This is a genomic window from Streptosporangium carneum (genome assembly GCF_027922005.1).
Classification (GTDB): Bacteria; Actinomycetota; Actinomycetes; order Streptosporangiales; family Streptosporangiaceae; genus Streptosporangium; species Streptosporangium carneum.
On the sequence record NZ_BSEV01000009.1, the window covers coordinates 196,758 to 219,632 of the forward strand.

Annotated in this window: 15 protein-coding genes and 1 tRNA gene; 11 read left to right on the plus strand and 5 right to left on the minus strand. The window is 70.0% G+C overall.

Annotation, left to right across the window (positions count from 1 at the left end; translation table 11 throughout):
• Window positions 1-4: 4 nt before the first annotated feature.
• On the plus strand, window positions 5-625 hold the full coding sequence (locus PKF00_RS21200; protein WP_271219322.1) for a hypothetical protein: 621 nt from the start codon (window positions 5-7) through the stop codon (window positions 623-625).
• Here PKF00_RS21200 and PKF00_RS21205 read toward each other — a convergent pair.
• A complete protein-coding gene (locus PKF00_RS21205; RefSeq protein ID WP_271219323.1) occupies window positions 600-2,156 on the minus strand; it encodes a bis-aminopropyl spermidine synthase family protein in 1,557 nt (518 codons plus the stop codon). The genes PKF00_RS21200 and PKF00_RS21205 overlap by 26 nt on opposite strands.
• 200 nt (window positions 2,157-2,356) lie before the next feature.
• Here PKF00_RS21205 and gltB point away from each other — a divergent pair, with 200 nt between their 5' ends.
• The 3 genes from gltB (at window position 2,357) to PKF00_RS21220 (ending at window position 10,135) form a co-directional block, all read left to right on the plus strand.
• On the plus strand, window positions 2,357-6,862 hold the full coding sequence (gene gltB / locus PKF00_RS21210; protein ID WP_271219324.1) for a glutamate synthase large subunit: 4,506 nt from the start codon (window positions 2,357-2,359) through the stop codon (window positions 6,860-6,862).
• 13 nt (window positions 6,863-6,875) lie between these two features.
• Complete coding sequence (locus tag PKF00_RS21215) at window positions 6,876-8,354, plus strand: glutamate synthase subunit beta (RefSeq protein WP_271219325.1); 1,479 nt, start codon at window positions 6,876-6,878, stop codon at window positions 8,352-8,354.
• A gap of 131 nt (window positions 8,355-8,485) precedes the next feature.
• Window positions 8,486-10,135, plus strand: coding sequence for a S8 family peptidase (locus tag PKF00_RS21220; protein ID WP_271219326.1), 1,650 nt, complete (start codon window positions 8,486-8,488; stop codon window positions 10,133-10,135).
• Between the two features lie 472 nt (window positions 10,136-10,607).
• Here the strand turns inward: PKF00_RS21220 and PKF00_RS21225 are convergent, their stop codons facing one another.
• Complete coding sequence (locus PKF00_RS21225) at window positions 10,608-12,938, minus strand: ArnT family glycosyltransferase (RefSeq protein WP_271219327.1); 2,331 nt, start codon at window positions 12,936-12,938, stop codon at window positions 10,608-10,610.
• Window positions 12,939-13,233: 295 nt separating this feature from the next.
• On the opposite strand from PKF00_RS21225, the gene pyk reads away from it, so the two are divergent.
• Window positions 13,234-14,664, plus strand: coding sequence for a pyruvate kinase (gene pyk, locus PKF00_RS21230; protein ID WP_271219328.1), 1,431 nt, complete (start codon window positions 13,234-13,236; stop codon window positions 14,662-14,664).
• Between the two features lie 444 nt (window positions 14,665-15,108).
• Here the strand turns inward: pyk and PKF00_RS21235 are convergent, their stop codons facing one another.
• The 3 genes from PKF00_RS21235 to PKF00_RS21245 all read right to left on the minus strand — a co-directional run bounded on the left by PKF00_RS21235 (window position 15,109) and on the right by PKF00_RS21245 (window position 16,665).
• Window positions 15,109-15,654 carry a GNAT family N-acetyltransferase gene (locus PKF00_RS21235; protein WP_271219329.1) on the minus strand — a complete coding sequence of 182 codons (546 nt, stop codon included), beginning with the start codon at window positions 15,652-15,654 and terminating at the stop codon, window positions 15,109-15,111.
• A gap of 102 nt (window positions 15,655-15,756) precedes the next feature.
• Window positions 15,757-16,527 carry a helix-turn-helix domain-containing protein gene (locus tag PKF00_RS21240; protein ID WP_271219330.1) on the minus strand — a complete coding sequence of 257 codons (771 nt, stop codon included), beginning with the start codon at window positions 16,525-16,527 and terminating at the stop codon, window positions 15,757-15,759.
• Between the two features lie 62 nt (window positions 16,528-16,589).
• Window positions 16,590-16,665: transfer RNA gene (locus tag PKF00_RS21245), tRNA-Leu, on the minus strand.
• Between the two features lie 111 nt (window positions 16,666-16,776).
• On the opposite strand from PKF00_RS21245, the gene PKF00_RS21250 reads away from it, so the two are divergent.
• The 6 genes from PKF00_RS21250 to PKF00_RS21275 all read left to right on the plus strand — a co-directional run bounded on the left by PKF00_RS21250 (window position 16,777) and on the right by PKF00_RS21275 (window position 22,787).
• Complete coding sequence (locus PKF00_RS21250; protein WP_425582184.1) at window positions 16,777-17,376, plus strand: ANTAR domain-containing response regulator; 600 nt, start codon at window positions 16,777-16,779, stop codon at window positions 17,374-17,376.
• Window positions 17,377-17,774: 398 nt separating this feature from the next.
• Window positions 17,775-18,983, plus strand: a complete 1,209-nt coding sequence (locus PKF00_RS21255) for a branched-chain amino acid ABC transporter substrate-binding protein (protein ID WP_271219331.1) — start codon at window positions 17,775-17,777, stop codon at window positions 18,981-18,983.
• A gap of 208 nt (window positions 18,984-19,191) precedes the next feature.
• A complete protein-coding gene (locus PKF00_RS21260) occupies window positions 19,192-20,112 on the plus strand; it encodes a branched-chain amino acid ABC transporter permease (protein WP_309298425.1) in 921 nt (306 codons plus the stop codon).
• The gene (locus PKF00_RS21265) at window positions 20,109-21,254 is read left to right on the plus strand and encodes a branched-chain amino acid ABC transporter permease (RefSeq protein ID WP_271219333.1); all 1,146 of its coding nucleotides are present in this window, start codon (window positions 20,109-20,111) and stop codon (window positions 21,252-21,254) included. Before PKF00_RS21260 ends, PKF00_RS21265 begins: the two co-directional genes overlap by 4 nt.
• Window positions 21,251-22,063, plus strand: coding sequence for an ABC transporter ATP-binding protein (locus PKF00_RS21270; RefSeq protein WP_425582185.1), 813 nt, complete (start codon window positions 21,251-21,253; stop codon window positions 22,061-22,063). The genes PKF00_RS21265 and PKF00_RS21270 overlap by 4 nt, the downstream gene beginning before the upstream one ends.
• Window positions 22,053-22,787, plus strand: coding sequence for an ABC transporter ATP-binding protein (locus PKF00_RS21275; RefSeq protein WP_271219334.1), 735 nt, complete (start codon window positions 22,053-22,055; stop codon window positions 22,785-22,787). Before PKF00_RS21270 ends, PKF00_RS21275 begins: the two co-directional genes overlap by 11 nt.
• Window positions 22,788-22,875 lie beyond the last annotated feature (88 nt).

The following is a 22,875-nucleotide window of genomic DNA, read 5'->3' on the forward strand; positions in this document are numbered from 1 at the left end:
GGTCATGCGCAAGTGGATCGTCGTCGCCGCAGTGCTCCTCGTCGTCGTGGGGGCAGCGGCGTTCCTGTGGTCGCGGGGCGGCGCGGAGAATCCGCGGCCCGCCACCTTCAGAGCCGAGCCGACCACGGCGCACTACGCCCCGATCGCCAGCAGGGCCGTCGACCCCGCCCCCCTGACCGTCGCCGAGATGTTCCCCAGGGGTTCGGTGACCGCGGGCGGCGTCACGCTCGCCGGCCAGGGGACCGAGGCGCTCACCGACTGCGCCTCCGCGGTGTGGGGGAGCGCCGAGCAGGCGGTCGCCGGGTGCACCCAGGCGCTGCGCGCCCGTTACGCGACCGGGGACGGCAAGGTCCTCGGCCAGTTCGTCATCTTCAACCTGCCCGACTCGGCCGCCGCCGACAAGCTCGTGACGGCCCTCGGCGACGGCGGGTTCGTACGGCCCGCCCCCGGCACCCCCGAGAACTTCGACGGCTCCCGAGGGTGGGCGCAGGCCCGTGCCCTCGGCCACTACGTGACCGTCAGCTGGGTCGGCCCGGTCCGCGACGGGGGCGCGACGGACCTCACCTACCCGCAGCTGGCCGTCGACAGCCCCAGCCTGCTCATCCAGCGGCGACTGGTGCGCTGAGGGACCTCGCCACAGCCTCCCCCAGCTGCCCGAGGCGGCCCGCGGGCAGCTCCAGGACCGTCACGTCGTCCGCCCAGGGGGCGACGGCGGAGACGACCGCCCTGGCCTGCTTCTTGGTCAGGTCTCCCCTGACGCCGATGAGCGCCTCACGCCAGGTGTTGGCGACCTTGCCGTGCGCGTTGTCCAGGATGCGGCGCAGGATCCGCGCCTCGTCGGTCTCGGGGAGCGGGAGCCGTACGGCGTGCACGGTCCGCCCCTCGGCGGTCAGCTCGTAGACCGAGGAGAGCGGCTCGGCGGGAAGGCTCGCCGGCGGGGCGGCCAGCGTGACCTGGACGCGCCGGGCGCGGGTGGCCAGCAGCAGCCGGGGGAGTGCGGCCTCGAGCCCGGCGGGCACGGCGATCGCGACCTCGCCGGGGTCGCTGGCGTAGGGCTTGGCGAGCCAGGTCGACAGGCGGGCCCTCGGCGTCCTGGGGAGCACCTCCTTCGGCCAGTCGCCGACCAGCACCTCCGGGGAGCCGCCGGGGGCGGTGACCGGTTCGGCCGAGGCGGCCGACTCGACCGCCTGGGGGCCCTGGGTGTAGATGGCGGCGTTCAGGCCGTCGGCGCGGGCGGCCTGCCTGCTCAGGGCGGGCCAGGTCTTCGTCGTGGGTCGTAGGACGTACAGGTCGGCGGCCGACCCGATGGCCTCGGCTCCGAGGTAGCGGTTGAAGTCCGGGTAGATCGCCTCGCTGAGGAGGTTGAGCTGGGACAGGGCCTGCTGCACCTTCAGCGCCAGCGCGGGGGTGCGCTCGCTCGCGCCGTAGGCCAGCAGGATCCGGCCCTGCTCGCGGTCGCGCAGGCCCTCGGCGGCGCGGGCGACGAACAGCCCCACGCCCTCCGGCGTGTAGGGCGGGTCGGTGATCGCCAGGTCGGCCCACGAGCGCGCCGACGCCGGCAGCCCGAGCCGCAGGTCGGCCCAGCGGGTCCGCACCGGCAGGCCGAGCAGGTCGGCCCGCTCGGCGATGTAGCCGAGGATGCGCTCGTCGACGTCCACCACGGTCACCTCGAGGCCGGGGTGCAGCGCGGCGGCCGCCAGCGAGGTGAGGTCGTGGTCGCCGACGCAGAGCAGCCTGGCGCCGTCCAGCCAGAACCTGGCCTCCAGCAGCAGGGCGCGCCTGACGACGGTCTCCGCGGTCGCGGACACGTGGTCCAGGGTGTGACGTCCCCTGGGCGCCCTGACGATCAGCTCGTCCATCCTGGCGACCAGGGGGGCGTGGTCGGCGAGCAGGTGGGCCACCGGGTCGGCGGGCGCGCCTTCGCGCCCTGTCGCCCCTGTCAGGCCCGGCAGGGGGGCCCTGAGCCTGAACCGGTCGCCGGAGCGCTCCAGGTCGGTCTCGCGCAGCAGGGCCTCGACGGTCCGCCGCGCCGTCGCGGTCTCCCTGACCAGGTCGGCCAGAGTCCACCAGCGGCCTTCGCCGAGCGCCGCCAGCACCGCCCGCGGCCGCCTGCCGTCCACACCCGCCCGCGCGAGGAGCTCAGCAATCGCTTCCATGCGCCCACCTTAGGGGCCCGACCTGGAATGCAGTGCCTCGTCAGCGCGTTGACCGAAGCGGGCAAATCTGTACTAAATGCTCGTAATGCAGCCCGGGTAGGCAGCATTCCGACAGGGTACGGTAATGTCTACCCACCACGCAGCAGGGCCAACGTCGTCCCTTGCTTGATCCAGAGAAGCAAGACGACGGGAGGGATTCAATGCCTGCTGCCCACCTCGGCTTTCCCGAGCCCCAGGGCCTTTACCACCCCTCGAACGAGCACGACGCCTGTGGTGTCGCGATGGTCGCCGACGTGGCCGGACGCCGCAGCCACGACATCGTCGCCAAGGCCCTGACGGCTCTGTGCAACCTGGACCACCGGGGGGCCCAGGGGAGCGAGCCGGACACCGGTGACGGCGCCGGCATCCTCACGCAGATCCCCGACGCCTTCCTCCGCGCCGAAGCGGGCTTCCCGCTCCCCGAAGCGGGCGCGTACGCCGCGGGCACCGCCTTCCTGCCCGCCGACCCCGAGGCCCGCGCCGGCGCGGTCCGGCTGATCGAGGAGATCGCGGCACAGGAGGGGCTGACGGTCCTCGGCTGGCGCGACGTCCCGACCGACTCGACGCTCCCCGGCCCCAGCGCCCGCGCGGTGATGCCGTTCTTCGGGCAGCTCTTCGTCTCCTCCCCGAACGGCGAGAGCGGCCTGGAGCTGGACAGGCTCGCCTTCTGCCTGCGCAAGCGGGCCGAGCACGAGGCGGACGTCTACTTCGCCTCGCTGAGCTCCCGGACGATCGTCTACAAGGGCATGCTCACCCCCGGGCAGGTCGAGCCGTTCTTCCCCGACCTGAGCGACGAGCGCTACGAGACCGCGATCTCGCTGGTCCACTCGCGCTTCTCGACCAACACCTTCCCCTCGTGGCCGCTGGCGCACCCCTACCGCTACATCGCCCACAACGGCGAGATCAACACGGTCAAGGGCAACCGCAACTGGATGCGCGCCCGCGAGGCCATGCTGAAGACCGCCGCGCTCCCCGGCGACCTGTCGCGCCTGTTCCCGATCTGCGACCCGGAGGGCTCCGACACCGCCTCCTTCGACGAGACGCTGGAACTTCTCCACCTCGCCGGGCGCAAGCTGCCCCACGCCGTGCTGATGATGATCCCCGAGGCGTGGGAGAACAACACCGAGATGGACCCCGCGCGGCGGGCCTTCTACGAGTTCCACTCCACGCTGATGGAGGCCTGGGACGGTCCCGCCTCGATCACCTTCTCCGACGGCACCCTCGTCGGCGCGGTCCTCGACCGCAACGGCCTGCGTCCCGGAAGGTTCTGGGTCACCGCCGACGGCCTGGTCGTGCTCGCCTCCGAGGCGGGCGTCCTCGACATCGACCCGCAGGACGTGGTCCGCAAGGGCCGCCTGCAGCCCGGCAGGATGTTCCTGATCGACACCGCGCGCGGCAAGATCATCGAGGACGACGAGATCAAGGCCGAGCTCGCCGCCGAGCTGCCCTACGGCGACTGGCTGCACGCCGGACTCGTCCGTTTCGAGGAGCTTCCCGCCCGCTCGCGCGAGATCCCCACCCACGAGGCGCTCATCAAGCGGCAGCAGACCTTCGGCTACACCGAGGAGGAGCTGCGGATCATCCTGTCGCCGATGGCGAAGACGGGCATGGAGCCGATCGGCTCCATGGGCACCGACACCCCGGTCGCGGTCCTCAGCGACAAGCCCAGGCTGCTGTTCGACTACTTCAGCCAGCTGTTCGCGCAGGTCACCAACCCGCCGCTGGACGCCATCCGCGAGGAGCTCGTCACCTCCCTGGCCAGCACGCTCGGCCCCGAGGGCAACCTGCTCGACCCCGAGCCCGCCTCCTGCCGCCAGCTCGTGCTGCCCTACCCGGTGATCGACAACGAAGAGCTCGCCAAGATCATCCACATCAACGACGAGGGCGCGCTGCCGGGCTTCCACCCGCACGTCGTCTCCGGCCTCTACGAGGTCCGCGGCGGCGGCGAGGCCCTGCTCCACCGCCTCGAGGAGATCCGCTCCGAGGTCTCCGCGGCGATCGAGGGCGGAGCGCGGATCATCGTGCTCTCCGACCGGGGCTCCTCGGACGTCCTGGCGCCCATCCCGTCGCTGATGCTCACCGGCGCGGTCCACCACCACCTCATCGCCGAGAAGACCCGCACCCGGGTCGGCCTGGTCATCGAGACCGGCGAGGCCCGCGAGGCCCACCACATGGCCCTGCTCATCGGCTACGGCGCGGGCGCGGTCAACCCCTACCTCGCGATCGAGACCGTCGAGGACATGATCGCCTCCGGCGTCCTGGCGACCGAGCGGCACAAGGCCGTGCGCAACCTCATCAAGGCGTACGGCAAGGGCGTCCTGAAGGTCATGTCCAAGATGGGCGTGTCCACCGTCGCCTCCTACACCGGCGCGCAGATCTTCGAGGCGCTCGGCCTCGACGACGACGTCATCGGCGTCTGCTTCTCCGGGACCACCTCCCGCCTCGGCGGCGTCGGGTTCGACGTCCTCGCCCAGGAGGTCGCGCTCCGGCACGGGCGCGCCTACCCCCGCGTGGAGAACGCCCACCGCCGCCTGGAGGTCGGCGGCGAGTACCAGTGGCGCCGCGAGGGCGAGCCGCACCTGTTCAACCCCGAGACGGTCTTCAAGCTGCAGCACGCCACCCGCTCGCGCCGCTACGAGATCTTCAAGGAGTACACCTCCCTGGTCGACTCCCAGGCCGAGAGGCTCATGACGCTGCGCGGCCTGTTCGGCCTCCGCGAGGGAGTCCGCGAGCCGGTCCCGATCGACGAGGTCGAGCCGGTCAGCGAGATCGTCAAGCGCTTCTCGACCGGCGCCATGTCCTACGGCTCCATCTCGATGGAGGCGCACGAGACCCTCGCCATCGCGATGAACCGCCTCGGCGGCAAGTCCAACACCGGCGAGGGCGGCGAGGACCCCGAGCGCCTGTACGACCCCGCCCGCCGCTCCGCCATCAAGCAGGTGGCCTCGGGACGCTTCGGCGTCACCTCCGAGTACCTCGTCAACGCCGACGACCTGCAGATCAAGATGGCCCAGGGGGCCAAGCCGGGCGAGGGCGGCCAGCTGCCCGGCCACAAGGTCTACCCGTGGATCGCCAAGACCCGGCACTCGACGCCGGGCGTCGGCCTCATCTCGCCGCCGCCGCACCACGACATCTACTCCATCGAGGACCTCGCCCAGCTCATCCACGACCTGAAGAACTCCAACCCGGCCGCCCGCGTGCACGTCAAGCTCGTGGCCGAGGTCGGCGTCGGCACGGTCGCGGCGGGCGTGTCCAAGGCGCACGCCGACGTCGTGCTCATCTCGGGCCACGACGGCGGCACCGGAGCCTCCCCGCTGACCTCGCTCAAGCACGCGGGCGCCCCCTGGGAGCTCGGCCTGGCCGAGACCCAGCAGACGCTGCTGCTCAACGGGCTGCGCGACCGGATCGTCGTGCAGGTCGACGGCCAGCTCAAGACAGGCCGCGACGTGATCGTCGCCGCGCTGCTCGGCGCGGAGGAGTACGGCTTCGCCACCGCCCCGCTGGTCGTCTCCGGCTGCGTGATGATGCGCGTCTGCCACCTGGACACCTGCCCGGTCGGCGTCGCCACCCAGAACCCCGAGCTGCGCAGGCGCTTCAGCGGCAAGCCCGAGTTCGTGGTCAACTTCTTCGAGTTCATCGCCGAGGAGATCCGCGAGTACCTCGCCGCGCTGGGCTTCCGCACCCTGGACGAGGCCATCGGCCACTCCGAGCTGCTGGACACCACCCCGGCCGAGCACCACTGGAAGGCCTCGGGCCTTGACCTGGCCCCGATCCTGCACCGGCCCGAGCTGCCCGAGGGCACCGCGCTGCGCCGTACGCAGGAGCAGGACCACGGTCTCGACAAGGCGCTGGACCACACGCTGATCCAGCTCGCCGAAGGCGCTCTGGAGAGCGGCAGGAGGGTCACGCTGGAACTGCCCATCCGCAACGTCAACCGTACGGTCGGCACCATGCTCGGCCACGAGGTGACCAAGCGGTACGGCGGGGCGGGCCTGCCCGACGACACCATCGACGTCCGCTTCACCGGCTCCGCGGGCAACTCCTTCGGCGCCTTCGTGCCCAAGGGCGTCACCCTGCGCCTGACCGGCGACGCCAACGACTACCTCGGCAAGGGCCTGTCGGGCGGCAGGATCACCGTCCAGCCGTACGACGAGGCCCCGCTCGACGGCCACATCATCGCGGGCAACGTCGGTCTGTACGGCGCGACCTCCGGCGAGGCGTTCATCCGCGGCGTCGTCGGCGAGCGGTTCTGCGTCCGCAACTCCGGCGCGACCGCCGTCGTCGAGGGCGTCGGCGACCACGGCTGCGAGTACATGACGGGCGGCAGGGCCATCGTCCTCGGCCCGACGGGCCGCAACTTCGCCGCGGGCATGTCCGGCGGCGTCGCCTACCTGCTCGACCTCGACGCCGCGCGGGTCAACCGCGAGATGGTCGAGATCGAGGAGCTGAGCGAGGCCGACTCCGAGGAACTGCGGGAGATCGTCGAGGCACACCTGACGGAGACCGGCTCCACGGTCGCCAAGGCGCTCCTGGCCGACTGGGACCCGGCCCGTTTCAGCAAGATCATGCCGACCGACTACAAGCGGGTGCTGCGCGCGGCGGAGGCCGCCCGCCTCGAAGGCCGCGACATCGACGAGGCGGTCATGGCCGCTGCGGTTCAGGGATAAGGGGGGTACACCGATGGCTGACCCGAAGGGTTTTCTCACTCACGGACGCGAGCTGCCCGCCCGCCGCCCGGTCGACGTGCGCATCCGCGACTGGCGGGAGGTCTACCAGGACTTCCCCAAGCCCGCCCTGACCAAGCAGGCCGCGCGCTGCATGGACTGCGGCATCCCGTTCTGCCACAACGGCTGCCCGCTGGGCAACCTCATCCCCGAGTGGAACGACCTGGTCTACCGTGACGACTGGCGCGAGGCCATCGAGCGCCTGCACGCGACCAACAACTTCCCCGAGTTCACCGGCCGCCTGTGCCCGGCGCCCTGCGAGGCGGCCTGCGTGCTCGGCATCAACTCGGACCCGGTGGCGATCAAGCGGGTCGAGGTCGAGATCATCGACCGCGCCTTCGACGAGGGCTGGGTCACCCCCCAGGTCCCGGCCTCGAAGACCGGCAAGCGGGTCGCGGTCGTCGGCTCGGGCCCCGCGGGCCTGGCCGCCGCCCAGCAGCTCACCAGGGCCGGGCACGACGTGGTGGTGTTCGAGCGCGCCGACCGGATCGGCGGCCTGCTCCGCTACGGCATCCCCGAGTTCAAGATGGAGAAGCGGCACATCGACCGCAGGCTCGCGCAGATGCGGGCGGAGGGCACCGAGTTCCGCACCGGCGTCAACGTCGGCGTCGACATCACCGCCGCCCGGCTCCGTGAGGAGTTCGACGCGGTCGTCCTGGCCGGCGGCGCGACCCAGTGGCGGGACCTGTCCGTCGCCGGGCGCGACCTGAGGGGCGTCCACCAGGCGATGGAGTACCTCCCGCCCGCCAACAAGGTCCAGGAGGGCGACTACCCGGTCTCCCCGATCAGCGCGGAGGGCAAGCACGTCGTCGTGATCGGCGGCGGAGACACCGGCGCCGACTGCATCGGCACCGCCATCCGTCAGGGCGCCGCCTCGGTCACCCAGCTGGAGATCATGCCCCAGCCCCCGGCCGGCCGTCCCGGCAGCCAGCCGTGGCCCACGTTCCCCATCCTGTTCAAGATGGAGAGCGCCCACGAGGAGCTGGCCGACGGCGGTGGCGACCGCGTCTACGCGGTCTCGACCACCGAGTTCGTCGGGGACGCCGACGGCAACGTCAGGGCGCTGCGCCTGGTAGAGGTCGAGGGACCGGCGGCCGGGTTCAAGCCGGTCCCGGGCACCGAGCGCGAGATCCCGGCTGAGCTGGTCACGCTGTCGATGGGCTTCGTCGGCCCGGAGAAGGCGGGACTGCTGGAGGACCTGGCCTCGGCCGCCGACGGCGAGTTCTTCGACGCGCGGGGCAACGTCGCCAGGGACAAGGGCTACATGTCGTCGGTCGACGGCGTCTTCGTCGCCGGAGACATCGGCCGCGGCCAGTCGCTGATCGTCTGGGCGATCGCCGAGGGGCGTTCGGCCGCCTCGGCCGTCGACCGTTACCTCACCGGCCAGACGGCCCTGCCGGTGGCGATCCCGCCGACCGCCAGGCCGCTGGTCTGATCACCGGGCCGCTGTTTCCGGTACGGCTTCGCCAGCTGTACCGGAAACAGCAGTCAAATCGTGATCAGGTTGCTTTGACGCTTGTATCCCTGAAGGATGATTCTCCCGGTCTTGACAGGCATGGAGGGTCGATGAATCGCTGGAGCAAGCGCCTGGCCGGGGCGGCGACCGCCGCCCTCATGGCGGCGGGCCTCGCCGCGGGCGCCCCGGGGGGTGGGGCGGCGGCCGACAGCGGCAAGCTCCGCGACTACCTCGTCTTCTACACCGACGGAGCCCAGGCCAGAGCCATCGCCGCCATCAGGGCGAGCGGAGGCGTCCCGCTGTCGACAGAGCCCAAACTCGGCTACGTCGTCGCCAGAGGTCCCGGCGACGGCTTCGCGGAAACCCTGGAGGCCGACGCCGCCGTCGCGGGCATCTCCTCCGACCGCACGATCGGCCACGCCACCGCCACCCCGGTCCTGCCCGCCCGGGTCAACGCCTCCGACATCCGCGCCGTCACCTTCGGGGAGGAACCCCTCGCCGGACGGCAGTGGGACATGAAGATGATCGGCGCGACCGCGACCGGCTCCTACGCCGCCGCCCCCGGCAGCGAGAAAGTCCTGGTCGGTGTCATCGACACCGGCGTCGACGGGAAACACCCCGACATCGCGCCGAACTTCGACCGCGAGCTCAGCCGCAACTTCGTGACCGACCGCCCCGAGGACTCCAACGGCAAGGAACTCGACGGCCCCTGCGAGTTCAAGAGCTGCAAGGACCCCGTCGACTGGGACGACGACGGCCACGGCACCCACGTGGCCAGCACCATCGCCTCCCCGATCAACGACCTGGGCATCGCGGGTGTGGCCCCCAAGGTGACCCTCGTCAACCTCCGCGCGGGCCAGGACGCCGGCCTGTTCTTCCTCAAGCCCAGCCTCGACGCCCTCACCTACGCCGCGGACAACGGCATCGACGTGGTCAACATGAGTTACTACATCGATCCGTGGCTGTTCAACTGCAAGGCCAACCCCCGCGACTCGAAGGCCGAGCAGCGCGAGCAGCGCGGCGTCATCACCGGCATGCAACGCGCCCTCGACTACGCCCGCAAGCACGGCGTCACCCTGATCAGCGCCATCGGCAACGAGGGGACCGACCTCGGAAAGCCGAGAGTCGACACGGGCAGCCCCGACTACCCCCTCGACTCCCAGCGCCTGCGCAGGATCGACAACTCCTGCCTCAGCGTCCCGGCCGAGTCGAAGGGCGTCATCTCGGTCTCCTCCGTCGGCCCGGGCAAGAACAAGGCCTACTACTCCGACTACGGCATCGAGCAGACCGACCTGTCGGCCCCCGGCGGCGACGAGTACGACGGCGACGGCAGGCCCGACATCGCCAGGACGATCCTGGCCGCGGCCCCCGAGCACGTGCTCCGCGCCAGTGGCCTGATCGGCGAGGACGGCCAGCCGCGGGGCGGCTCCGTCGTCCGCGACTGCCGTGCCGGAACCTGCGCCTACTACCAGTACCTCGCGGGCACCTCCATGGCCGCCCCGCACGCGACCGGCGTCGCCGCCATCCTCATCAGCCGCTTCGGCAAGCCGTCCAAGGACGGCGTCACCATGCCGCCCGCCGACGTCCAACGCCTGCTCTACGCCACCGCGACCCACAAGGCCTGCCCCAGCCCGCGCAAGTACGTCTACCGCGCCTCCGGAGGCGAGAGCACCCACGTCTGCGAGGGTTCCAAGTCCCGCAACGGCTTCTACGGCCGAGGCCTCGTCGACGCCGCCAAAGCCGCCACAACCCCCCGCTGACAAAGCACGCCCACCGACACTTCTTCTTCACCGCCCCACCCCACCAGGAGCGCCCCGCCCACCCACCCCACCACCGCTGTTTCGGAGCCCACTCCATCGTCGATGACCGGTGCGCCCGTTCCATCGGGGGTGCCTCGCCTACCGTCTCGGCGTCGCCTCGAGCCTCGTTCCAGCAGGGAGTCCCGTCTACCGTCCTACCGCTGTCTCGAACTCAGTTTCATGGTTGGCGATCCGCACGTCCGACTTCGCCGAGACCCCGTCCCGTCGTCGCCTCGGATCGCGCTTCACCATCGACGCCCGGCACGCCCGTTCCATCGGCGGCGCCCCGCCTACCGCTCCACCGGCGATCGGCGGTCCGCCCGTTCGTCTTCGCCGTGGCGTCCCATGGGACGCCGGTGCGGCGGGCGGTGGCGCGGGCCTGGTCGGCGTGGGTGGGCGGCGCTCAGCCCGGTGAACGGGCATGATCGCCGCGTTACGCGCCGCACCGGCGAAGATCGGTGACACCCTCCAGCGTGACAGGGGAGCAGTTCTCCTCGATCCAGACCAGCCGGGGGTCGGAGTCCGCTCCCTGGCCGGTGAAGCCCGACAGCTGGACGAACCGCAGATCGCCGTCCGCGACCAGCCGCTTCAGCTCCTCCAGGCTCACCGCCTGGTCGGTCGCGTTGTAGCCCCCCATCGCGACCACGTCCTCGCCCGTCGCGATGATGTACGGCGCAGCACCGGTCGCGGACAGGGTCGCCAGCAGGATCCTGGCCCCGTCCCGCCTGGCGGTGACGTACTCCAGCACGTCACGCTGCCCGGCCGTCAGCGTCCCGGTCGCCACACCCCATGTCGACAGGCCGCCCCCGCCCCCGCGAGGCCCGCCGTCCCGTCCCTGTCCTGTCGCGCCGCTCTGCCCGGCGCCTGGCCCCGCCTGATCTCCCGCCCCAGGAACGCCGCCCTGGCCTCGGCCGTTCCCCCGGACGAAACCGCCGGGCGCGCTTCCGTCACCGGGTCCGCCATCGGGTCCGCCATCGGGTCCGCCATCGGGTCCGCCACCGGGGCCGCCATCAGGTCCGCCATCGGGTCCGCCACCGGGGCCACGACCGCCGCGTCCAGGCCCGCCCGCCCAGGAGCCACCCCGTCCTGGCCCACCGCCGCCGAACCCGGCCTCCGGCCCCGCCGTCGGATTCACCCCGCCCGTGCCGCCGGGCCCGTCGAGGGGCTCGGCCGCGGACCACGCCGTGGGAGCCGCCATCACGGCCACGGCGGCGACCGTCGCCGCCACCGCAGGGACCCGTCGTGTCCGGCCGCGTGACACCCGCAGCGGCAACCGGCCGACCAGCAGCCCCGCCACCCCCAGGGCTCCCGCGACCCCGATCAGCGGAGTCAGCCAGGGCAGCCAGTCCGGCGTCCGCCCCACCACGAGCACGGCCCACAGCGCGGACGCTCCCACGGCGACCGGCAGCAGTGCCCACGACCAGCCCGCGGGTCGCAGGTACAGCCGCCACATCGTCACCGCGCCCGCCCCGGCCACCGCCGCCACCGCGGGACCGAGCTGCGTCGTGTAGTACGGGTGGAAGATCCCCTCCGCGAAGCTGAAGACCGCCCAGCAGAGCACCAGCCAGCCGCCCCACAGCACCCAGCCCGCCGCGTACGTCCCGCCGGTCCCGTTTCCAGCTCCGCCGCTCTCGGTCCCAGCCCCGCCGGTCCCAGCCCCGCCGCTCTCGGTCCCGGCCCTCACCACCTCGGCATCCAGCGTCCCGGCCCCCACGGTCTCGTCCCGTCTTCCCCGGGTCCGCGCGGTCCGAGACGCCGCCCCCTCCCGTGCCCCCTCTGTCTCGACGGCCAGGCCGCTCCGCACCCCGCCCCGTCGTCTCCGCACGACCATCGTGACGACCGCCGCCACCATCCCCACCAGGCAGAACGGCAGCAACCAGCTGATCTGCCCGGCCACCTGCTCGTTGAACAGCCGGCCGAGACCCGGGTCGCCGCCCATGCTCGGCCCCGCGTTCCCCAGCCCGGTCCCCGCCCCGTCGCGCGTCCCCAGCAGCCGTCCGAGGCCGTTGTAACCGACCACCAGATCCCACGCGCCGCCGTCCCTGCTGCCTCCCACGTACGGCCTGGCGCCCGGCCACACCTCGACCGCGACCACCCACGCCAGCGACGTCACCAGCATCACCGCCCCCGCCGCGACGGCCGACCACAGCCGTCGCCACGAGAGCCCGGCCGCCAGCCAGGCTCCCAGCAGCGCCGGAGCGACCACCCACGCCTGCAGCATCTTCACCGTGAACGCCAGCCCCACGAACGCCCCCGCCGTCACCAGCCAGCGAGCCCGGCCGCCCTGGACCGCCCGCGTCACCGCGTACGCCGCGCACACCAGCGACAGCACCAGCAGCGTGTCGGGATTGTCGTTCCGGTTCACCGCCACCGTGATCGGTGTCAGCGCCAGTGCCAGCGCCGAGATCGACGCCGCGGCCGGGCCCGCCCAGCGTCCCACCGCCCGGTGCAGCACGGCGACCGCCAGCACCCCCTCGACCGCCTGCGGCACGATCAGCGCCCAGCCGTGATATCCGAACACCCGCACCGACAGCACCTGCGCCCACAACGCGCCCGGCGGCTTGTCCACCGTCGAGACCCCCAGCGGGTCGAACGCCCCGAAGAAGAAGTTCGACCAGCTCAGCGTCATGGACCTGACCGCCGCCGCATAGTAGGAGTTGCCGTATCCCACCGAGCTGAGCGCCCAGCCGTACAACACTCCCGCCAATCCGCACGCCGCGACCAGCACCCACCTCGACCACCGGGGTTCCCCGCGCACATCCATGCGCCAAACCCTCGAACGGCCGCCTCAACACCCCCTTGGCGCTCCATGAAGATCCGATGAGAACGCCTCACTCGAATCACCGGTCGCCCGCGCACGCCTCGCACCCCGGGCGCCGCCTCAACCGTCCGTGGTGTCCCCACCCGCCGTGTCCTCGTCCGGGGCCGCCCCGCCCTGTCCGGCGAGGTGTCTGTTCACGACCATGGTGTGACGGCTGTAGCGTGATGTCACCGAGTTTTTCATCCCCGCTCCAGTCAACGTAACGACCAAGTGGTCTGTACCAATTAGGGTGGGACCTGTGACTCGTCGCGCGAAAATCGTCTGCACCCTGGGCCCCGCCACCTCCTCTCCAGAACGCCTCCGCGAGCTCATCGCCGCAGGCATGGACGTGGCTCGTTTCAACCTCAGCCACGGCAGCCACGAGCTGCACAAGGAGGTCTACGACAGGGTGAGGGAGGCCGCCGCCGAACTCGGCCGCGGCGTAGGCGTGCTCGCGGACCTGCAGGGTCCCAAGATCCGCGTCGGCAAGTTCGAGGAAGGGCCCGTCCGCCTCGGTTTCGGCGACGTCTTCACCATCACCACGGAAGACGTTCCGGGAGACCGCGAACAGGTCTCGACCACCTATCTCGGCCTCCACAAGGACGTCCGCCCCGGCGACAGCATCCTCGTCGACGACGGACGCGTCCACCTGGAGGTCACCCGCATCGACGGCCCCCGCGTCACCACCCGCGTGATCATCGGCGGCATGATCTCCGACAACAAGGGCCTCAACCTGCCCGGCGTCAACGTCAGCGCCCCGGCCCTCACCGACAAGGACGAGACCGACCTCCGCTGGGCCCTGCGCACCGGATTCGACCTCATCGCCCTCTCCTTCGTGCGCCGCCCCTCGGACGCCGACGTCGTGCGCAACATCATGGAGCAGGAGGCCGTCCGGCTCCCGCTGCTGGCGAAGATCGAGAAGCCCCAGGCCGTCGAGCGGCTCCCCGAGATCATCGAGGCCTTCGACGGCATCATGGTCGCCCGTGGCGACCTCGGCGTCGAGCTGCCCCTCGAGGACGTGCCGATCGTCCAGAAGCGGGCCATCGAGCTCTGCAGGGAGAAGGCCCGTCCCGTCATCGTCGCCACCCAGATGCTCGACTCGATGATCTCCGCCCCGCGCCCGACCCGTGCCGAGGCCTCCGACGTCGCCTACGCCGTCATGGAGGGCGCCGACGCCGTCATGCTCTCCGGCGAGACCTCGGTGGGCAACTACCCCATCGAGACGGTCCAGACCATGAGCCGCATCGCCAGCGCGGCCGAGAAGACCTCGCTGCAGGCCACTCACAGCCTCGACCGGCTGCCGGAGACCACCGGCGGCGCCATCGCCCGCGCCGCCGCCGAGGTCGGCGCCATCGTCGGCGCCAAGGCCCTCGTCGCCTTCACCATGTCGGGTGAGACGGCCCGCCGCCTGGCCCGCTACCGCTCGCCGATCCCGCTGCTCGCCTTCACCTCCGCACCTCACGTTCGCAACCAGCTCGCGCTGACCTGGGGTGTCGAGACCTTCGAGGTGCCGTTCGTCCATCACACCGACGACATGGTCCGCCAGGTCGAAGCCTCCCTGCTGGCCCACGCCCGACTGGAGAAGGGCGACAAGGTCGTCATCGTCGCCGGTTCCCCTCCCGGCACCGCAGGCTCGACCAACGCCCTGCGCGTCCACACCATCGGCGCGGCCGTCGCCCACCCCGCCTGACCCGCGTTCCGCCCGGCCTTCCCCGTTCCGCGCGCCTGGCCCAGGCCCAACCGTTTGGCTCACCCGGGCCAGGCCCAACCGTTTGATTCACCCGGGCCAGGCCCAACCGTTTGACATGCCCGAGCCAAGTCCAACCACTTGACATGCTCGGGCCAGGCTCAACCAGGTGACTCACCTTGCCGGACCCAGCCAGGCGATTCACCTGGCTGGGTCCGGTCGCTTGACTCACCCGGGCCGGGCTCTGACGTTCCAGGCCGGACCCGTCCGTTCCGCCCGGCCGGGCCAGGCTTCACAGGCCCGGTCCGGGGCCCGCCATCCGCCCCCGCTCCGCCCGACTGTTTCCTTCGAACATGCTCTGCCGGGCTTCTGAACGCCCTCAGAACGAACAAGTGGGCTCATAGGGGATTTTCCTCCCGTGCCCTCGCTGTGGCCCTCCTGGCCTCGTTACCGCCCCCCGTACTCCCATGTCCGCAGCGACAGCGTCCTGCCCTTCTCCTCGGCCGTGATCGGCGGCGCGTCTGTCAGGTAGTAACCCGCGGTCCTCGCCACCGCCGCGCTCGCCGCGTTGTCCGCCTCGATCTCCAGCAGCAACCGCCCGATCCCCACCGTTTCGCGGGCGAACTCCGTCATCACCCGCACCGCCCGCGCCGCCAGTCCCCGCCCCCGGTACGCCGCTCCCACGCTGTAGCCGATCTCCGCCACCTCCAGGCCGGGCCCGCTGCGCATCAGCAGCACCTCGCCCATGGCCTCGCCCCCGTCCAGAGTGATGGCCAGCTGAACCCGCTGCGCCGCCGCCCGCCTCTCTCTCGCCCGCTTCAGGTAGACCCTGGCCGCCTCCAGGTCGAACGGCGAGACCAACGGCGTCCAGTAGGCGACCTCCGAATCGTCGAACAGGCCGACCATCGCCGCCAGGTCGTCGTCCTCCCACTCCCGCAACACCAGGCCGTGCCCGCTCAGGCGGAGCTCGCCGGGAACGACGTCACAAGTCATGGCTGCCTCTCACTTCGAAGGACCCCGCAGGCCCGGGTGTCGCCGACTCTTCCCGATCCCTCCCCTCGCGGGCAACCCGCCCCGCTCTGTGCGCCCCGCCCCTCAGTGCTTCGGCCCGACGAACTCGTCCAGCCGCTCGACGGCCTCCCGCCGCGCGACGGAGATGGTGTCGGGCTTGGACCGGCGCCACGCCACCCCGAGGAGATCGAGGGTTTCCCCGCAGAGCTCCAGGATGTCCCGGGACTTGTTCACGAAGAGATAGCGAGGATATTCGTACCGGCGCGTTCCGCTGTGAAGTTCTCGCCGGACCCGGTTGCTCAGCCTGCATCCGTCGGAGTGGAACAGGCCGCGGACGAGACTGCCGGGATTCGCCTGGACGATCTGTCGCTGCCAGCTTTCCAGAATGATCGAACGGTTGTGCTTTTTCCCCGGCCCGTGCTGCGGGAACAGGTGAGGCCAGTGCTTGGAGAAGGAGTTGATTTCCGTGCACCCCTGACGAGGAAGCCTGCGGACCTTGTTGCCGGGCCTGAGGGCGGCGAGTGCTTGGGCGCATTCCTCCTGCAGGCCCGGCCAGGCGTCCGCGCACATGATCCGCAATGACCAGACCCGCTTCCCGGGATCTCCGACGACGCTGATGCAACCGTCTCCGAGATAGAGACCCAGCAGGTAGGCGTAGGCGTCGGCCGGCTCGGGGGACTCCGGGACGTCCAGGCACCTGGGGCAGGAGGCCACACGTGAAGGGACACGATCCGGTTGGTCTCGCCATTGTCTGATCGTCGAACGTGACACGCCGGTCTGGCGGCTGACCGAGCTGATCGTCTGGCCGGAGTCGAGAAGCCGACTCACTCTCTGACGGACGGTGGTGTCGTACATACGGAGAGTGTCGTCGACGGGTGTGACAGAAACCGCCTGGCGGTGCAAGGCCCGGCGGTTTTTGGTGCCCTGAGTGGGATTCGAACCCACACTAGATGGTGTTTGAGACCATTTCCTCTGCCGTTGGGATATCAGGGCATATTTCCGGACTTGTCCGGATTGTGTGTCGGGACCGAGCTTACCCAGAACTGGATCAGCTGTGGACACCGGCGTGGTCCTAATCTAGCGGACATCGGTACTCTCTTGCTCGTGAGTACGCAGCGGCGAGTGGTGATCGCGGAAGACGAGGCCCTGATTCGCCTCGATCTCAAGGAGATGCTGGAAGAGGACGGATACGCCGTCGTCGCGGAGGCGGGCGACGGGGAGGCCGCGGTGGCGCTGGCGGCGGAGCACCGGCCCGATCTGGTGATCCTGGATGTGAAGATGCCCATCCTGGACGGGATCTCGGCCGCCGAGCAGATCGTGTCGCAGCGGATCGCGCCGTGCCTGATCCTCACCGCGTTCTCGCAGCGTGATCTGGTGGAGCGGGCGAGGGACGCGGGGGCGATGGCCTATCTGGTGAAGCCGTTCACGAAGTCGGATCTGGTGCCCGCGATCGAGATGGCGGTGAGCAGGCACGAGGAGATCGCGGCGCTCGAGCGGGAGGTGGGGACGCTTTCCGAGCGGTTGGAGACGCGCAAGCTCGTCGAGCGGGCGAAGGGTCTGCTGATGTCGGAGCACGGCTGGAGTGAGCCGCAGGCGTTCCGGTGGATCCAGAAGGCGTCGATGGACCGCAGGCTGAGCATGCGTCAGGTGGCGCAGATCGTGGTCGACGGGATGTCGGGCTCCGGCGGGGGCGAGGGGGGCTGACGGGGCGTCGGCCGTGAGGGGCCGGGGCGGGGGAGTGGTCCCGCCAGGGAGGATCGAGGGATGGGCGACGGGATGAGCGGCCGGCCCCGGTCCTCTGTCCGTTAGGAAGGTTTCCTATCTGTTAAGCCCGCGCGGCTCTGGGTTCCAGGGTGTCGCGCGGGCTTTCGCGTGTCTGTAAGTGATCTATGTGAGGGGCGCGATGCTGCCAGTGACCATTGCTTTTGTCGCTTATAGCCGAAAAGGATCGGTGTAATAACGAAACGGTTACGGTGGCCTGTCCTGTATCGACCCGTGACATCCGCTGGCTGTACTAACCGACACAACCCCCTGGCCACTCCGTCAGGGAGGGCATCTGTGAACCCGCTCCCCATGAGGGGTCGGGTGAAAGGAAGGCAACCTTGCGGCCTAAGACTGCTCGCCTCGGTGGAGTGCTCGCTGCCGGTGTGGCGCTCACCCTCGGTCTCGCTGCCTGTGGTAACGGCGGCTCTGAGGACAAGCCGTCGGGCGGCGACCCCAGCGCTGCCGCTCCCGCTGGCGGCACCGTCAAGATCGGCTTCATGGGAGACCTGACCGGTCCCAGCGCGGGCATCGTCATTCCCCCGTGGAACGGCGCGAACCTCGTCATCAACGAGTACAACAAGACCAACCCGCCGGTGAAGATCGAGTTGGTCAAGTACGACAGCCAGGGCGACGCCTCCAAGGCCGTCGCGCTGGCCCAGCAGGCCATCAAGAACGACAAGATCGTCGGTCTGATCGGCCCCGCTTTCTCCGGTGAGTCCGCACAGGTGGCCCCGGTGCTCGAGGAGGCGGAGATCCCCAGCATCACCGCCTCGGCGACGAACACCAAGCTGGCCGAGAACGGCTGGAAGTTCTGGCACCGCCTGCTGCCGAACGACAGCGTCCAGGGTCCCGGCGTCGCCGACTTCATCGCGGGTGCCGCGGGTGCGAAGAACGTGTTCGTGATCGACGACAAGTCGGAGTACGGCAAGCCGCTGGCCGACGCGGTCCGCACCCAGCTCGGCACCAAGGGCGTCAAGCTGACGAACGACTCGCTGGACCCGAGCGAGAGCGACTTCTCCTCGGTGGTGAACAAGGTCGCGGCGGCCAAGCCTGACGCGGTCTTCTTCGGCGGTTACTACGCCGCCGGCGGCAACCTGCTCAAGCAGCTTCGTGACAAGGGCGTGAAGGACGCGAAGTTCTTCTCCGGCGACGGTTCGCTGGACAAGGGCCTGATCGAGAGCGCGGGCAAGGACAACGCCGAGGGCGCCCTGATCGGCTGCCCGTGCTACCTCGCCACGCCGGATGTCACCGACGCCAAGGTGAAGGGCTTCGCCGAAGCCTACAAGGCGGCCTTCAACGCCGACCCGGCGATCTACGCGGCCGAGGGCTACGACGCCGCCACGGTCTTCACCGAAGCGGTCAAGGCGGGCAACACCACCACAGACAAGATCAACGAGTTCCTCAAGACCATTGACCTCGCGGGTGTCTCCAAGCAGGTGAAGTTCGCCGAGAACGGTGAGGTCGAGGCGAAGGACATCTACATCTACCAGGTCAAGGACGGCGCCATCACGCTGCTGGGCAAGGCCACAGAGGCCAAGCTGGGCTGAGTCGGGACCACGAGAAGAGAAGGTAGTTGACGCGCGGGGAGCGGGATCGCCGCAGTGCGGTCCCGCTTTCGGCGTACTTCCACCAGAGTCCACGAGGTTCTGCTGGAAGCGGTGTGCTACCGGCAGTGCAGGCGACCCCCGCTAGAAGTGGTAAACCCTAGTGCTCAATGACTTCGTCAATCAGTTCTGGCCGGCCACGATCGACGGCTTGGCCTTCGGATCGATCTACGCCCTGATCGCGCTCGGTTACACCATGGTGTACGGCGTGCTGCGGCTGATCAACTTCGCGCACTCAGAAGTGTTCATGATCGGAACCTTCGGTGCGATGTTCGTCCCGTTCGCGCTCGGCGTCAGCGAGCCGCTGACCGGCCTCGCGCTCGTCGGCGTGATTCTGTTGATGATCGTAGCCGGGACGCTGGCCTCGGCCGGCACGGCGGTCGCGCTCGAGCAGATCGCCTACCGGCCGCTGCGCAAGCGCGGCGCCTCCCGGCTGGCGGCGCTGATCTCGGCCATCGGCGCCTCGATCTTCCTGCAGGAGCTGTTCGCGCTCCTGGTGATCCCCAACGTCTTCAACCGTCCCGAGAAGGGCCGCATCCAGATGGGCCTGCCCCGGCTGATGGAGAAGAGCGAGCTTTTCTCGATCTTCGGCCACTCCGTCAGGGTGGACCAGGTGCTCGTCATCGTGGCGGCGGTCGGCATGATGATCGCACTCGACGCTCTCGTCAACCGTACGAAGATCGGCCGGGGGATCCGCGCCACCGCGCAAAACCCCGAGGCGGCCGTCTTGATGGGCGTCGACATCAACAAGATCGTCCGGATGACGTTCCTCATCGGCGGCGGCATGGCCGGTGTGGCCGGCGCGCTGTACCTGATCTCCTACGAGAACACGTACTACTACATCGGTTTCCTCTTCGGGATCAAGGCGTTCACCGCGGCGGTCCTGGGCGGCATCGGCAACCTGCGCGGCGCCCTGGTCGGCGGTGTCGCGCTGGGGCTGGTGGAGAACTACGGAGCGATCTTCGCGGGCTCCGACTGGAAGCACGTGATCTCCTTCAGCATCCTCGTCTTGGTCCTGATGTTCCGCCCCACCGGAATCCTCGGTGAATCACTCCAGCAGGCGCGCGCATGAAGCAGAAGAATTCCCTGGAAGATTTCCGTCATCGGCTCAGCCGCTACGGCGACGGCGTACACGATCGCTGGCTGAAGACGCCTGGCTGGCAGCGCTGGATCGTCTACGCGCTCCTGATCGTCGGGGCGCTGCTGCTGCCGTCGGAGAGCATCGGCTCCTTCATGTCGCCCTACACCGACTGGGCGAGCATCCTGTTTTTCCCGATCGGCACCTATGTGGTGCTGGCGATCGGCCTGAACGTCGTCGTCGGCCAGGCGGGCCTGCTCGACCTGGGCTTCGTGGCCTTCTACGCGGTCGGCGGCTACGCGATGGCGTTGATCGGCACCAGGCTCGGCTGGAACTTCTGGCTGATCCTGCTGGTGGGGATCGGGCTGTGCGCGCTGTCCGGCATCACGCTGGGCGCCCCGACGCTGCGGTTGCGCGGCGACTACCTGGCGATCGTCACGCTGGGCTTCGGTGAGATCATCCGGATCACGGCGCGCAACACCGACTCGATCGGCGGCCCGAACGGCATCCGCGCCATCCCGCACCCGCCGAGCTTCCCGGACGTCGAGCTGTTCGGAATCAAGATCTTCAAGTACGGCGTGCTGGACCCGCGGCCGTACTACTACCTGCTGGTCGCGCTGGCCGTCATCGTGATCATCCTGGTGAAGCGCTGGGAGAAGAGCCGCGTCGGGCGCGCCTGGGCGGCGATCCGCGAGGACGAGGACGCGGCCGAGGTCATGGGCGTGCCGACGTTCAGGTTCAAGATGCTCGCCTTCGCGATCGGCGCCTCCATCGGCGGTGCGATGGGCGTGCTGTGGGCGGCCAAGGCCATCTCGATCAACCCGAACGACTTCCAGTTCCTGCTGTCGGCGACGATTCTGGCCGCGGTGGTCATGGGTGGCGCGGGCAACCTGCCGGGCGTCATATTGGGCGCGTTCGTGGTGGCGTGGCTGCCCGAGCGCTTCCGCGGCCTGCAGGACTACCGCATGCTGATCTTCGGCGCGGTGCTGGTGGCGCTGATGATCTTCCGCCCCGAGGGTCTGCTGCCGTCACGCCAGCGCAAGGCGGAGCTGCAGGAGGGATCAGGCGGGATGGGGGCCCTCGGCGCAGAGGTTCCCGGTCCCGAGTCGCACGGTGAGGAGGTGGCCTCCAAGTGAGCGCCGAGGTGAGTGGGGCGGTCGGAGGGCCCGGCGGCCGGGCGATGCTGGAGCTGCAGGGTCTCGTCATGAGGTTCGGCGGAGTCACGGCACTGCGCGACGTCGACCTGACCATCAACGAGGGAGAGATCTTCGCCCTCATCGGTCCGAACGGCGCGGGCAAGACCACGGTCTTCAACGTGGTGACCGGGGTCTACCAGCCGACGGAGGGGCAGGTCCGCTTCCAGGGCGAGAAGATCAGCGGCGTCAAGCGCTTCAAGATCACAAAGCGTGGTGTCGCCCGCACCTTCCAGAACATCCGGCTGTTCCACAACATGACGGCCATCGAGAACGTCATGGTGGGCGCGGACGCGCACCACAGGTCCGGCATGCTGAGCGTGGCGCTGGGCCTTCCCCTGCACCGTAAGGCCGAGCGCGAAGGGCGCGCGCTGGCGATGGAGCTGCTCGACTTCGTCGGCATCTCGCATCGCGCGAACGACCACGCGAAGAACCTGCCCTACGGCGACCAGCGCAGGCTGGAGATCGCCCGCGCGCTGGCGACGAAGCCGAAGCTGCTGTTGCTCGACGAGCCCGCCGCCGGCATGAACCCGGCGGAGAAGATCGCGCTGCAGCAGCTGATCCGCGACATCCGTGACGCGGGCCGGACGATTCTCATCATCGAGCACGACATGAGCCTCATCATGGGCATCAGCGACCGCATCGCGGTGCTGGACTTCGGCCAGAAGATCGCCGACGGTCTGCCGGACGAGGTGCGGAACGACCCCCGGGTCGTCGAGGCGTATTTGGGGGCTCCCGCAGATGCTTCTTGAGGTCAAGGACATCCACGTCCACTATGGCAAGATCGCGGCGATCAAGGGCATCTCGGTCGAGGTGAACGAGGGCGAGATCGTCACGCTCATCGGCGCGAACGGCGCCGGCAAGACCACGACCCTGAAGACGATCTCCGGCCTGCGCGGTCTGACATCGGGGAGCATCGTCTTCGACGGCCAGGACATCAGCAAGATGCCGGGACACAAACGGGTCATCGCGGGCCTGGGGCAGGCGCCCGAGGGCCGGGGAGTCTTCCCCGGCATGACGGTGCACGACAACCTGCTCATGGGCGCCTACACGCGCTCGGGCGACTTCGCCGCCGACCTGGCGGAGGTCTACGAGCTGTTCCCCAGACTGGCCGAGCGCAGGACGCAGGCGGGCGGCACGATGTCCGGCGGCGAGCAGCAGATGCTGGCCATCGGGCGCGCGCTGATGGCCAAGCCGAAGGTGCTGCTGCTCGACGAGCCGTCGATGGGGCTGGCGCCGCTGATGGTACAGCAGATCTTCTCGATCATCGAGGAGATCAACCGCCGCGGCACCACGGTGCTGCTGGTGGAGCAGAACGCCCAGCAGGCCCTGAAGCTCGCCCACAGGGCCTATGTCCTGGAGACCGGCAAGGTGGTCAAGAGCGCGCCCGCCGCGGAGCTGCTCGACGACCCCGACGTGCAGGCCGCCTACCTGGGCGGCGGTCTCGGGCATGAGGCGCCGGAGGCGCAGGCGTAGTCCTTCGTCCGGTGGTTGCCCGCGTCCCCGTCGCGTCCGCGCGGCGGGGACGCGTGCTCTCCCGGCGCGGCCTTCGCGGGGGCGGGCG